Genomic DNA, 13,157 nt, shown 5'->3' with positions numbered 1-13,157 from the left:
GGATTGGCAACACAAGGCAGGCAGTACGACGACAACACAGCGACCTCGGGAGCCCGCCGTTACGAATCCCCAATCCCAACTCCCCAATCCCAGCACTAATAGACATCGCGCGCATACCGCCCCTCCACCTGCAGCTGGGTGAGATACGCAGCGGCGGCTTCGGCATCGAGTGCGCCGTGGGTGGCGACGATGTCGAGCAGGGCGGCGTGCACGTCCTTGCCCATGCCGATCGCGCCGCACACATACACATGCGCGCCGCCTTGCAGCCAGGCGTAGACCTCGGCGCCGCGCGCGCGCAGGCGGTGTTGCACGTAGAGCTTTTCGGCCTGGTCGCGTGAGAACGCCAGATCCAATGCATGCAGTTCGCCGCGCTGCAAGGCCTGCTGCCACTCGGCCTGATACAGGAAATCGGTATTGAAATGCTGGGCGCCGAAGAACAGCCAGTTACGGCCCTTGGCGCCGGTTTCGGCGCGTTCCTGCACGAAGCCGCGGAACGGTGCCACGCCGGTGCCCGGGCCGATCATCAGGATGTCGCGGTCCGGATTGGCCGGTACGCGGAAGCGTTCGTTCGGCTCGATATAGAGCGGTGCGGTGTCGCCTTCGCGCAGCGCGGCAAGAAAGCCGCTGGCCGAGCCCAGATGCGCGTGGCCGTGCGCCTGGTAGGTGAGTTCGTCCACGACCAGATGCACTTCCTCGCCCACGCGCTTGCGGCTGGAGGCGATCGAGTACAGGCGTGGGGTGAGCGGACGCAGGGCAGCCAGCAGGCTGCCATGGTCCCAATCCGCCGGCCAGCGTCGCAGCACGTCGATCAACTGGTGATCGGAGAGCAACGACGCCAGGCCGGCAGTCTGGGTCGGGGTGAGCAGCGTCTGCAGCTCCTCGGCGCGCGCACGCTCGGCATGTGCGGCCAACAGCGGCCGCGACAGCTTGGTGAGTTCGCGCCGAGTGGCAAGCCACTCGTTCAAGGCCAGAGTCTCTTCGCCGATGGTGACCGCGGCATGACCATCCAGGCGCAGCGTCTGCAGCACTGCATCCACCAGTGCGGGCGGATTGCGATGACGGATGCCCAGCGCATCGCCGGGCTCGTAGCTCAGCCCGCTGCTTTCCAGCGAAAATTCCAGATGACGCACGCGCTTGCCGGGCAGTGCATAGACGCGAAATTGCGGGCCCTTGAAGTCGCGCCCGCTGATGATCTGGTTGGCCAGCACCTCTGCAGCGAACGGGTGCTGATGCGACCACACTGCTGCGGCCGCGCTGCTGCGCAATGGCGTGATGGTGGCCGAGGGCGGGCCACTCTTGAGGTGCTCGCGTGCGTGCGTGAGTGCCTGCGCACGCCAGGGCGCGGCGACGCTGTCGATATCCAGATCGGCTTCGCCACGCGGCTGCACGCGGCTGCCGCCGAGTTCGGCCAGGCGCTCGTCGATGCGGCGCGCAATGCCGCAAAAATCCGCGTAGCTGGAATCGCCCAGCCCCAGCACCGCATACTTGAGCTCGGGCAGCTTAGGCGCGCGCCGGCTGGCCAGAAATTCGACCAGCCCGATCGCATCGTCCGGCGGGTCGCCTTCGCCCTGGGTGCTGATCACCACATACAACAAGCGTTCGCTGGCCAACTCGCGGGTGGGGTAGGTGTCGGCGCGCAGCACGCGCACGCTCAAGCCCGCCGCCTCGGCCTCGGCGGCCAGTTGCTCCGCTTCGCGGCGGGCATTGCCGGTCTGGCTGCCGTACAGCACGGTCAGGCGCTGGCTCGCTTGCGCGATCGCGTGGGGCTGCCCGCCCGGCAGGACCGCGAGCGAGCGCGGCGGCTGGCCTTGTGCCAGCCCGGCGGTGTAACCAGACAGCCACCACAGTGACGCAGAATCCAGGCCGTCCACCAACCGTTCCAGCAGCGCCTTGCGCTCGTCGGGCAAGGGGCTGGGCGGTAGCGCGGAACTGGCGGCGGTCATTTGGATCCGGGGGCGTTGATGAGACCAGTGATGTTATGGAAACGTTGCGGCGGCCAGAAAGGATGAGCCGTTATCGCGTTATGCCGGCCGCTTATTTGGGTGCGGGCTGCCTGCGCCACACACTGCGGCGCCTTGCCCTACCATCGGCTGGTCTGCCCGCCGACGCCACGACACCCCGATGACTCTGCAGCCCCTGTCTCACCTCGACCGGCTCGAGGCCGAAAGCATCCACATCCTGCGCGAAGTCGCCGCCGAGTTCCGGGCTCCGGTGATGCTGTATTCGGTGGGCAAGGACAGTTCGGTGCTGCTGCATCTGCTGCTGAAGGCCTTCGCGCCGTCGCCGCCACCGATTCCGCTGCTGCACGTGGACACGCGCTGGAAGTTCGGCGAGATGATCGCCTTCCGCGACCGCCGTGCGGCCGAGACCGGCGTGGACCTGCGCGTGCACATCAACCCGGACGGCATCGCCCAGGACATCGGCCCGATCAGCCATGGCGCGGCGGTGCATACCGACATCATGAAAACCCAGGGCCTGAAGCAGGCGCTGGAGCAGGGCGGCTTCGATGCAGCGATTGGTGGTGCGCGCCGCGACGAGGAGAAATCGCGTGCCAAGGAGCGCGTGTTCTCGTTCCGCAATGCGCGTCATCGCTGGGACCCCAAGAACCAGCGCCCGGAGTTGTGGAATCTCTACAACGCGCGCACCAAGCCGGGCGAAAGCGTGCGCGTGTTTCCGCTCTCCAACTGGACCGAGCTGGATATCTGGCTGTACATCTACCGCGAACGCATTCCGGTGGTGCCGCTGTATTTCGCCGCACCGCGCCCGGTGGTGGAGCGCGACGGCGCGTGGATCATGGTCGACGACCATCGCCTGCCGTTGCACGCAGGCGAAACGCCGCAACTACGCTCGGTGCGCTTCCGCACGCTGGGCTGCTATCCGCTGACTGGTGCGATCGAATCCACCGCCGACACGCTGGAAGCGGTGATCGCCGAGATGCTGGTCAGCACCAGCTCCGAGCGCCAGGGCCGCATGATCGATCATGCGCCGGGTGCATCGATGGAGCAGAAAAAGCTTGAGGGGTATTTCTGATGGGCAGTGATTCGGGAGTGGGGATTGAAGATTCGCAACAGCGGTTCGCCGTGGACGGAACGGGGGAAGCAGCTGCCTTTGCCAATCCCCATTCCCCACTCCCGAATCCCGGCGCCATCGGCGCCTACCTGCATCAACACGAATCAAAGCCGCTGCTGCGCTTCATCACCTGCGGCAGCGTGGATGACGGCAAGAGCACGTTGATCGGGCGCTTGTTGTACGACAGCAAGCGCTTGTTCGACGACCAGCTCGCGGCACTGGAAAGCGATAGCCGCCGGCACGGCACGCAGGGCGAGGGCATCGACTATGCGTTGTTGATGGATGGCCTGGCCGCCGAGCGCGAGCAGGGCATCACCATCGATGTGGCGTACCGCTATTTCGATACCGACCAGCGCAAGTTCATCGTGGCCGATTGTCCCGGGCATGAGCAGTACACGCGCAATATGGCCACCGGCGCATCCACCGCCGATGTCGCGGTGGTGCTGGTGGATGCGCGTAAGGGATTATTGGCGCAGACGCGCCGGCACAGTTACATCGTGTCGTTGCTGGGCATCCGGCATGTGGTGCTGGCGGTCAACAAGATGGATCTGGTGGACTACGACGCACAGGTATTCGCCGAGATCGCCGATGCCTATCGCGTGCTGGCCGCGCAGCTGGGCATTGCCGATGTGCAGTGCATTCCGCTATCGGCACTGGATGGCGAAAATCTGTCCAGCGCCTCGACGCGGATGCCGTGGTACGGCGGCCCGCATCTGCTGCAGCATCTCGACACCGTGCAATTGGAGGCGCCGGAAGCGGGCAGCGGATTCCGCTTGCCGGTGCAGTGGGTCAATCGTCCCAACCAGCATTTTCGTGGCTATGCCGGCACCATTGCGGCCGGGCAGGTGCGGGTTGGCGATGCCGTGGTGGTGGTGCCGTCCGGGCGGCGCACGCAGGTGGCTTCGGTGCTGGATGCCAATGGCGACGTGGATAGCGCGCGCGCCGGCCAGGCGGTCACGCTGACCTTGCGCGACGAGATCGATATCAGCCGCGGCGACATCATCGCTGCCGTCGACGACCCGCCGGAAGTGGCCGACCAGTTCGCCGCACATCTGTTGTGGATGGACGATGCGGCGTTGCTGCCGGGCCGCCCGTACTGGCTCAAGATCGGCACCCGCACGGTCACCGCGAGCGTCAGCGAGATCAAGCACAAGGTCGATGTGAATACGCAGGAGCGCCTGGCCGCCAAGCGGCTGGAGCTCAACGAGGTGGGTTACTGCAATCTGTCGCTGGACGAGCCGATCGCGTTCTCGCCGTATGCGCGCAACCGCGTGCTGGGCGGTTTCATCCTGATCGACCGGCAGAGCAATGCCACGGTGGCCGCCGGCACGCTGGAGTTTGCGCTACGCCGCGCCGGCAACGTGCATTGGCAGCATCTGGATGTGGATCGCGCCGCGCGTGCGCGCATCAAGGGCCAGACTCCGCGCGTGCTGTGGTTTACCGGCTTGTCGGGCGCGGGCAAGTCCACCGTTGCCAACCTGGTCGACAAGCGCCTGCATGCGCTGGGCTATCACACCTTCATCCTGGACGGCGACAACGTGCGCCACGGGCTCAACCGCGATCTGGGCTTCACCGACGAAGACCGCGTGGAAAACATCCGCCGCGTGGCCGAGGTGGCGCGCTTGATGGCCGATGCCGGCCTGATCGTGCTGGTGAGCTTCATCTCGCCGTTCCGTGCCGAGCGGCAGCTGGCGCGCGAGCGCTTCGACCAGGGTGAATTCGTCGAAGTGTTTGTGGATGTGCCGCTGGCGGTCGCCGAGGCGCGCGATGTGAAGGGGCTGTACCGCAAGGCGCGGGCCGGGCAGATTCCCAACTTCACCGGCATCGATTCGCCGTACGAGGAGCCGGAAGCGCCGGAGATCCATCTTCACGCCGATGGTGAGAATGTAGAGGCGCTGGCGCGCCATGTGCTCGAGTTTCTTGAACTGGAACGTTGACCAGCGCATCGCGCTGACGACGGCAAGGGTCTTTGGTCATGGTGCAAAGCACGCCTTTCTGTCAACACCCTGGCGGCTAGGTCGTTAAACTTTCGACGTACCTCGCCAGGATGTTCTGATGCTTGTTCTGCCCAGCGCGCGCTTTTGCGCCGCGCTCTTCTTGGCCGCTGCGTTGGCCGGTTGCAGCCGCCAGGCTGCGGCGCCCGCCGTTGCCAAACCCATTCCGGTCTCTGTGCAGGCGGTGACCACCCAGCCCTGGAACTCGACCGTGCAGTCGATCGCCACCGTGCGCGCGCGCGAATCGGTGGCGCTGACCGCTGCGGTCAGCGATGTGGTGGAGCAGGTCAATTTCGATAGCGGCGACGAGGTCAAGGCCGGGCAGTTGCTGCTGCGCCTGCGCGGCAATTCGCAGCAGGCGGCGCTGACCGCCGCGCAGGCTACCTTCGAAGAAACCGATCAGTTGTATCGGCGCCAGTTGAGTCTGGTTGGCCAGCAGTTGGTGGCCAAGTCCACTGTCGATACCCAACGCGCCTTGCGCGATGCGGCGCAGGCGCGCGTGCAGCAGATGCGCGCGGAGATCACCGACCGCGAAGTGCGTGCGCCGTTCTCCGGCGTGCTCGGCATCCGCCAGATCAGCCCGGGCTCGTTGATCACGTCCAGCACCGTGATCGCCACGCTGGACGATGTGGAGCGCATGTACGTGGACTTCCAGGTGCCCGAGTCGCAGTTCGGCCTGGTGCAACTCGGCAATGCGGTCAATGGCACGGCGGCGGCGTACCCGGGCGCGCAGTTCGAAGGCGTGGTGGCGGCGATCGATTCGCGGATCGACGAGACCACCCGCTCGGTGACGGTGCGCGCGGATTTCCCCAACGGCGATCGCCGGCTGCGCCCGGGCATGCTGCTGGATGTGCGGCTGTTCCAGCCGGCGCGGCAGGCGGTGGTGATTCCGGAGATTGCGGTGGTGCAGGTGGGGCGCGAGTCCTACGTGTTCCGGGTCAAGCCCGACAGCAGCGTGGAGCGCGCCGATGTGCGGCTGGGCGAGCGCCGCGATGGCAAGGTGGAGATTCTGGAAGGGGTCAAGGCCGGTGAGCGCATCGTGGTGGACGGCACCGGCAAGCTGCGTCCGGGCCTGAAGGTGGTCGATCAGGCTGCGCCTGCATCGACATCTGCAGTGGCGCCCACGCAGGCAGCGCGATGAAACTCTCCGATCTGTCCATTACCCGCCCGGTGATGGCGGTGGTGATGAGCCTGTTGCTGATCGTGCTGGGGGTGATGTCGTTCACCCGGCTCACGCTGCGCGAGTTGCCGGCGATCGACCCGCCCATCGTCTCGGTGGATGTGGAATACACCGGCGCTTCGGCGGCGGTGGTGGAAAGCCGCATCACCCAGGTGCTGGAAGACGCGCTCGCCGGTATCGAAGGCATCGAGACCATCGAGGCGCGCAGCCGCAATGGCTCCTCGGACATCAGCATCGAATTCGTGCAGTCGCGCGATGTGGAAGCGGCCGCCAACGATGTGCGCGATGCGGTCAGCCGCGTGTCCGATCGCATGCCCGACCAGGCGCGCCCGCCGGAAATTTCCAAGGTCGAAGCCGACGCCGACCCCATCCTGTGGCTCAATATGAGCTCCAGCACGATGGACACGCTGCAGTTGTCCGACTACGCCGAGCGCTATGTGGTGGACCGCTTTTCCAGCCTGGATGGCGTGGCGCAGGTGCGGATCGGCGGACGCCAGCGCTATGCGATGCGCATCTGGCTGGACCGCGATCAACTGGCCGCGCGCGAACTCACCGTGGCCGATGTGGAAGCGGCGCTGCAGAACGAAAACGTCGAGTTGCCGGCCGGCAGCATCGAATCGGCGCAGCGCGATTTCACCTTGCGCGTGGAGCGCAGTTATCTCAAGCCCGAGGACTTCGCCAAGTTGCCGTTGAGCAAGGGCGAGGGCGGCTATGTGGTGCGGTTGGGCGATGTGGCCAAGGTCGAGCTGACCTCGGCCGAACGGCGCGCGTATTTCCAGAGCAACGGCGTGCCGAATGTGGGTCTGGGCATCGTGCGTAACTCCACTGCCAACGCGCTGGACGTTGCACGCGAGGCGCGCGCGCAGGCCGAGGAAGTGCAGAAATCGCTGCCGCAGGGCACCAACATCTTCGTCGCCTTCGACACCACCACCTTCATCGATGCGGCGGTGGAGCGCGTCTACCACACGCTGATCGAAGCGGTGGTGCTGGTGCTGGTGGTGATCTGGGTGTTTCTGGGCAGCGCACGTGCGGCACTGATTCCGGCGGTGACGGTGCCGGTGTGTCTGATCGCCGCCTTCATCGCGCTGTACGCGTTCGATTTTTCGATCAATCTGCTGACCCTGCTGGCACTGGTGCTGTGCATCGGCCTGGTGGTGGACGATGCCATCGTGGTGGTGGAAAACATCCAGCGCCGCATCGATCTGGGCGAGCCGCCGCTGGTGGCCGCCAAGCGCGGTACCGGGCAGGTGGCGTTTGCGGTGATCGCGACCACTGCGGTGCTGGTGGCGGTGTTTTTGCCGGTGGGATTTCTGGAAGGCAATACCGGGCGCCTGTTCCGCGAGCTGGCGGTGGCGTTGGCGGCGGCGGTGGCGATCTCGGCGTTCGTGGCGTTGACGCTGACGCCGATGATGTCGTCCAAGTTGTTGCGCTCGCACGGGCAGGCCAAACCCAATCGCTTCCATCGCTGGTTCGATGGCCGCATGCAGGCGGTGTCCGGCGCGTATGGGCGCTCGCTGGAGCGGCATGTGCATCGCACCTGGATCTTCGCGCTGCTGATGCTGCTGGCGCTGGGCGCCAGCGCGTGGTTGATGAGCCGCATTCCCTCGGAGCTGGCACCGGCCGAAGACCGCGGCAATTTCCAGATCATGATCGATGGGCCCGAAGGCGCCGGCTTCGATTACACCGTGGGGCAGATGCATCAGGTCGAAGCGATTCTTAGCCCCTACGTGGGCCCGGACAAACCGATCGTGCGTGCCAACCCGCGCGTGCCCGGCGGCTTTGGCAGCAGCGAGGAAATGCACACCGGCCGCGTCAGCGTGTTCCTGCAGGATTGGGAAAAGCGCACGCGCCCCACCACCGAAGTGGCCGACGAACTGCAGCAGAAACTCAACGTGCTCAGTGGCGTGCGTGCGCGCACGCAGGTGAGTGGTGGGTTGGTGCGCAGCCGCGGGCAGCCGTTCCAGCTGGTGCTGGGCGGGCCGGATTATGCCGAGATCGCGCAGTGGCGCGATCGCATCCTGCAGCGCATGGAAGCCAATCCCGGCCTGGTCGGTCCCGACTCCGACTACAAGGAAACCCGCCCGCAGATGCGCGTCAATATCGACCGTCTGCGCGCCGCCGATCTGGGCGTGCCGGTAACAGCAATCGGTGGCGCGCTGGAAGCGATGATGGGCTCGCGCCGCGTGACGACGTTCGTCGAAAACGGCGAGGAATACGACGTGATGCTGCAGGCCGGTCGCGAAGGCCGCATGGCGCCGGAAGACCTCACCGCGATCCGCGTGCGTTCGATCCGTGGCGAACTGATTCCGTTGTCCAACCTGGTGAGCTTGAGCGAAGTGGCCGAAGCGGGCACCTTGAACCGCTTCAATCGTTTGCGGGCGATCACCATCAGCGCCGGCTTGGCGCCGGGCTACCCGCTCGGCGATGCGATCGCCTGGGCGCAGCAGACCGCACGCGAGGAATTGCCCGAGTACGCGCAGGTGGACTGGAAGGGCGAATCGCGCGAATACCAGCAGTCCGGCAGCGCGGTGTTGCTGACCTTCGGCATGGCCTTGCTGGTGGTGTATCTGGTGCTGGCCGCGCAGTTCGAAAGCTTCGCCCATCCGCTGGTGATCATGCTCACCGTGCCGCTGGCGGTGCTGGGTGCATTGGTCGGTTTGTGGCTCACCGGTGGCACGCTCAATTTGTTCAGTCAGATCGGCATCGTGATGCTGGTGGGCCTGGCCGCCAAGAACGGCATCCTGATCGTGGAGTTCGCCAATCAGTTGCGCGATGAGGGCCGTGGCGTGCATGAGGCAATCGTGGAATCGGCATCGGTGCGTTTGCGCCCGATCCTGATGACCTCGATCGCCACCGTGGTCGGCGCGATTCCGCTGGTGGTGGCCGGCGGGCCGGGCTCGGCCAGTCGCGCCACCATCGGTGTGGTGGTGATCTTCGGCGTGTCGCTGTCCACGCTGTTGTCGCTGTACGTGGTGCCGGCGTTCTACAGTTTGATCGCGCCATTCACCAAGTCGCCCGAAGCAGTGGCACGCGAGCTGGAGACCCTGGAGGCGCAGACGCCGTCGGTGGGTGGGCACGCCTGAGTGATGCCGGCAGTGGGTGCTGCCGGTTGTCGAAGACGCGGTGATGCTGCGGCATCGGTGTTGATCGCTGCGTGTGCATGCGCCTGCAGCGCAAACAAAACCCAAACATCGGGGCGCACGCTGGGTCCATCGAGCGCATCAGCGCAAGGCCAGCATCATTGATGCAATGACGCAGGGCAGCCCCGGCGCCTTGCCGGGAGTGTCTTCGCAACGGCCTGCAGCACTGCCGCGTGATCGAGCCAGACGCCGCAATCCAGTCCAGGAGTGCATGCGATGCAGACACTGCCTTTCGCCAAGGGCGATCCATCCGCATTGCGGGCTGCCGGTGGGCACGCCGCGCAAGCGTACTGTCCGCATTGCGGTGCGGCGCGCGCTGGCGATCTCGCTACACGCGCTGCAACACCGTGCACAGCACAACTGCCCGACACCACTGCGGTAGCGCCTGCGCAGCCAGCCACGCACCGGCCACGCTCGGGCGAACCACCGCAACACATCGCTCCATGGCAGTGCCCGATCCTGCGCGCGGCCCTGCTCGGCACCATTGCGCTGGTGCTGCTGGTCGTGGATATGTTCGTGCTATGGCCGGTGCCGTAGGCCGCGCCAACTGGCCTCGGCACCATTGCATGGCTCAGCGGTCGCACGCACCTTTACCAACGCGCTAAGCGCGTGCAATGACTAAGGTCACATGACAGTCATGGCCGGCTGTGGTCGACTTCGGCGGTTACCCTGACCGGAATTGCCGATGCGTCGTTTTGCCTGCCTGCTTGCTCCCTCTCTCCTTGCGCTGTGCTGCGGCACCGCGCTGGCGCAATCCTCCGGCGAGCCGGTGCCCAATGGCCGGCTGCCTGCCTGGGCGGTGCCGGAGCGCTACAGCCTGTCGTTCAAGATCGACCCGGACCAGACCGAGTTCAGTGGCCGCACCAGTATTCGCGTGCAGCTCAAGCAGGCGTCCGATCACCTCTGGCTGCATGGCAAGGAATTGGAGGTCAGCAAGGTCACGATCACGCCGGCCAAGAGCAAGGGCAAAGGCAAGCCGCTGACCGCACGCTATGTGGAAGCCGATGCGCAGGCAGGTGTGGTGCGCCTGGACTTCGGTCGCACGCTGCAGCCGCAGACGCTCACCGTGGACATCGTCTACAGCGCGCCGCTCAATCAGCAGCTCCAGGGCCTGTACCAGGTGAAGTATCAGGGCCAGTCCTATGCGATGACGCAGATGGAACCGATCAGCGCACGCTACGCGTTCCCCGGTTTCGACGAGCCCGCGTTCAAGACGCCGTTCGACCTCAGCCTGACCGTGCCCACCGACGACCAGGCACTGGCCAACACCATCGCCACCTCGACCAAGCCGGCCGGCAAGGGCTGGAAAACGGTGACCTTCGCCCCGACCGTGCCGCTGCCGACCTATCTGGTCGCCTACGCCGCCGGCCCGTGGGATGTGGTCGACGTGCCGGCAATGCTGGCCACCCCGCAGCGCCCCAACGCCACGCCGTTGCGTGGCATCGCCGCCAAGGGCCAGGGCCCGCGCATCACGCCGGCGCTGGACCAGACCCCGGCGATCATCGCCGCGCTGGAGGACTATTACGCCTTCGGCTATCCGTTCGACAAGCTCGATCTGGTCGCCGCCCCGGATTTCAGTGCCGGTGCGATGGAAAACCCCGGCTTTGTGACCTTCCGCGATTGGCTGCTGCTGCTGGACAAGGAGTCGCCGGCAGAGAACGTGCAGCGCTCCTTCAACACCAACGCGCATGAGCTGGCCCACCAATGGACCGGCGACGCGGTCACCATGGAGTGGTGGGACGACCTGTGGTTGAACGAAGCGTTTGCCACCTGGATGCAGCAGAAGATCACCATGCAGCTGCACCCGGAATACCGCGCCAATCTGGACCGCATCACCGGCGCACAGCACGCGATGGACAACGACAGCCTGGTCAGCGCGCGCAAGATCCGCCAGCCGATCACCGGCAATGGCGATATCGAAACTGCCTTCGACGGCATCACCTACCAGAAGGGTGCGGCGGTACTGGCGATGTTCGAAGCTTTCGTCGGCGAAGACGTGTTCCGCGAAGGCATGCGCGCCTATATCGCCAAGCACAAGTTCGGCAGCGCCACCGCCGACGATCTGGTCGATGCGATCGCCGAGGCCGCCGGCAAGGGCGAAGATTTCAAGGCCGCATTCCGCAGCTTCCTCAATCAGCCGGGCGTGCCGTATCTGCAGACCCAGGTCGCACGCGAAGGCGGCAAGACCGTGGTCAAACTGCAGCAGCAACGCTACCTGCCGCTGGGCTCCACCGGCTCCACCGCGCAGCAATGGGGCGTGCCGGTGTGCGTGAAATACGGCAAGGGCAAGAACCAGGTCGGCACCGCCTGCCAGATGCTCGAAGACGGCAGCGGCAGCATCGTGCTGGAAGGTGCGGGTAAAAACACCTGGGTGTTCCCGAACGCGCGCGGCGCCGGCTATTACCGTTTCAGCCTGCCAAAGAAACAGCTGGCAGCGCTCGGCAAGCAGATCGGTCAGCTCGACGAGAACGAACAGCTCGCCTACGCCGATGCGATCGATGCGGCCTACCGTCACGGCGATGCCGACAGCGACGCAGTGCTGGCAGCGATCAAGCAGTTGGCACCGTCCGCATCGGCCGATGTCTCGACCGCACTGCTGGATCGCTTCGTGTGGATCTGGCGTTACCAGGCCACCACCGAGGCGCAGCGCGGCGCCTTGCGCAAGGCCGCCGAACAGGCGTATTTGCCGCGTCTGCAGCAGTTGGGTTACACGCGGCGTAGCGGCGAATCGATCGACGACACCACGCTGCGCGCGTCGCTGGCCGGCCTGTTCGCGCTGCGGCTGCAGAACGCGCAGGTGCGCAACGCGCTGCTCGCGCAAGGCGATGCGGTGCTGGCCGGCGGCAACGGCGCACTGGACTTCTCCAAGGCCAATCCGGATCTGCTCGGCACCGTGCTGGCAGTGACCGCACAGGAACGTGGTGCGCCCGCCGTGCAGGCGTTGATCGATGCATTGCGCACGCACGCCGACCCTGCGCAGCGCAACGCCATGATCACCGCACTGGGCACGCTGCAGGACCCGGCATTGCTCAAGCAGGCGCGCGACTTTGCGCTCACCGATGCGATCAAGGTCGGCGAGATGAAGGGCTTGCTGTCGCGCGGGCACAGTTACGAGACCTCGCACGCTTCGATGTGGCCGTGGTTCACCGCCAACTTCGATCGCATCGTGCAGCGCAGCGGCTCGTTCGACGGCGGCGGCTTGCCGGGAATGGGCGCAACCGGCAGCTGCAGCGTGGAAGACGCCGATCGCCTGGATGCGTTCTTCAAACCGCGCCTTGCCAAGCTCAGCGGCGCCGACCGGGGCCTCGCACAGACCGGCGAAACCATCCGCCTGTGCGCTGCACTCAAGCAGGCGCAAACCGCCAAGCGCTGAGTTGCAGCGTGCGACCCGGGTGCGCAGTATCGGCAGTGTCGATGCTGCGCACATAGGGGCCGGAGCGATGGACGATTCACCGACGCAGCACGGAGCCGGCCTCGTGCTGCGCCGTTGGCGCCAGGACGACCTGGATGCCTTGTTGCGGCGCGCCATGACCCGCTGATGCCGCGCGGGTTGAGCGCGCAATTTCCGCACCTTTTTACACACGCCGATGGCGAAGCCTTCCAAATGGGGGCACGCCGATCCTGCGCGCCAGAAGTCGGTCCCGCCGGAGAGGTTGGGGCTCTGGAAATCGGCTTCATCCCAACCGCCGTACACGGCCCATCGCGCCAGTGGCTTACCATCGTCGTCACTGTTCCTGCGGCAGCGGCCTTGGTGGTGCTGCAGGATGACCGATA

7 protein-coding genes are annotated in these 13,157 nt (G+C 65.8%); 6 read left to right on the top strand and 1 reads right to left on the bottom strand.

All coding sequences use genetic code 11. From position 1 onward, the window contains the following. Window positions 1-95: 95 nt before the first annotated feature. Window positions 96-1,943 carry an assimilatory sulfite reductase (NADPH) flavoprotein subunit gene (locus tag AC1KVG_RS18650; RefSeq protein WP_481095365.1) on the bottom strand — a complete coding sequence of 616 codons (1,848 nt, stop codon included), beginning with the start codon at window positions 1,941-1,943 and terminating at the stop codon, window positions 96-98. A gap of 178 nt (window positions 1,944-2,121) precedes the next feature. Between AC1KVG_RS18650 and cysD the strand changes: the two genes are divergently transcribed. From cysD to AC1KVG_RS18620, 6 genes are all read left to right on the top strand, one after another. Next, the gene (cysD, locus tag AC1KVG_RS18645) at window positions 2,122-3,030 is read left to right on the top strand and encodes a sulfate adenylyltransferase subunit CysD (RefSeq protein ID WP_023904950.1); all 909 of its coding nucleotides are present in this window, start codon (window positions 2,122-2,124) and stop codon (window positions 3,028-3,030) included. Continuing rightward, the gene (gene cysN / locus AC1KVG_RS18640; RefSeq protein ID WP_481095364.1) at window positions 3,030-5,006 is read left to right on the top strand and encodes a sulfate adenylyltransferase subunit CysN; all 1,977 of its coding nucleotides are present in this window, start codon (window positions 3,030-3,032) and stop codon (window positions 5,004-5,006) included. The genes cysD and cysN overlap by 1 nt, the downstream gene beginning before the upstream one ends. Before the next feature lie 118 nt (window positions 5,007-5,124). Beyond that, window positions 5,125-6,204, top strand: a complete 1,080-nt coding sequence (locus AC1KVG_RS18635; protein WP_481095363.1) for an efflux RND transporter periplasmic adaptor subunit — start codon at window positions 5,125-5,127, stop codon at window positions 6,202-6,204. Then, entirely contained in the window at window positions 6,201-9,326 is a 3,126-nt protein-coding gene (locus AC1KVG_RS18630; RefSeq protein WP_481095362.1) for an efflux RND transporter permease subunit, read from the top strand. The genes AC1KVG_RS18635 and AC1KVG_RS18630 overlap by 4 nt, the downstream gene beginning before the upstream one ends. Before the next feature lie 273 nt (window positions 9,327-9,599). Beyond that, complete coding sequence (locus AC1KVG_RS18625) at window positions 9,600-9,920, top strand: hypothetical protein (protein ID WP_481095361.1); 321 nt, start codon at window positions 9,600-9,602, stop codon at window positions 9,918-9,920. A 148-nt stretch (window positions 9,921-10,068) separates the two neighbouring features. Then, window positions 10,069-12,756 carry a M1 family metallopeptidase gene (locus tag AC1KVG_RS18620; protein WP_481095360.1) on the top strand — a complete coding sequence of 896 codons (2,688 nt, stop codon included), beginning with the start codon at window positions 10,069-10,071 and terminating at the stop codon, window positions 12,754-12,756. The last annotated feature ends 401 nt before the right edge of the window (window positions 12,757-13,157 follow it).

It is taken from the genome of Xanthomonas sp. NCPPB 3959, assembly GCF_056675575.1.
Note: the sequence above shows the minus strand (reverse complement) of the source record. Positions and strands in the feature narration are given on the sequence as shown.

Coding starts and splice junctions, on each gene's coding strand:
- AC1KVG_RS18635 (WP_481095363.1), top strand. CDS start 5,125: ATGCTTGTTCTGCCCAGCGCGCGCTTTTGCGCCGCGCTCTTCTTGGCC.
- cysD (WP_023904950.1), top strand. CDS start 2,122: ATGACTCTGCAGCCCCTGTCTCACCTCGACCGGCTCGAGGCCGAAAGC.
- AC1KVG_RS18650 (WP_481095365.1), bottom strand. CDS start 1,943: ATGACCGCCGCCAGTTCCGCGCTACCGCCCAGCCCCTTGCCCGACGAG.
- AC1KVG_RS18620 (WP_481095360.1), top strand. CDS start 10,069: ATGCGTCGTTTTGCCTGCCTGCTTGCTCCCTCTCTCCTTGCGCTGTGC.
- cysN (WP_481095364.1), top strand. CDS start 3,030: ATGGGCAGTGATTCGGGAGTGGGGATTGAAGATTCGCAACAGCGGTTC.
- AC1KVG_RS18630 (WP_481095362.1), top strand. CDS start 6,201: ATGAAACTCTCCGATCTGTCCATTACCCGCCCGGTGATGGCGGTGGTG.
- AC1KVG_RS18625 (WP_481095361.1), top strand. CDS start 9,600: ATGCAGACACTGCCTTTCGCCAAGGGCGATCCATCCGCATTGCGGGCT.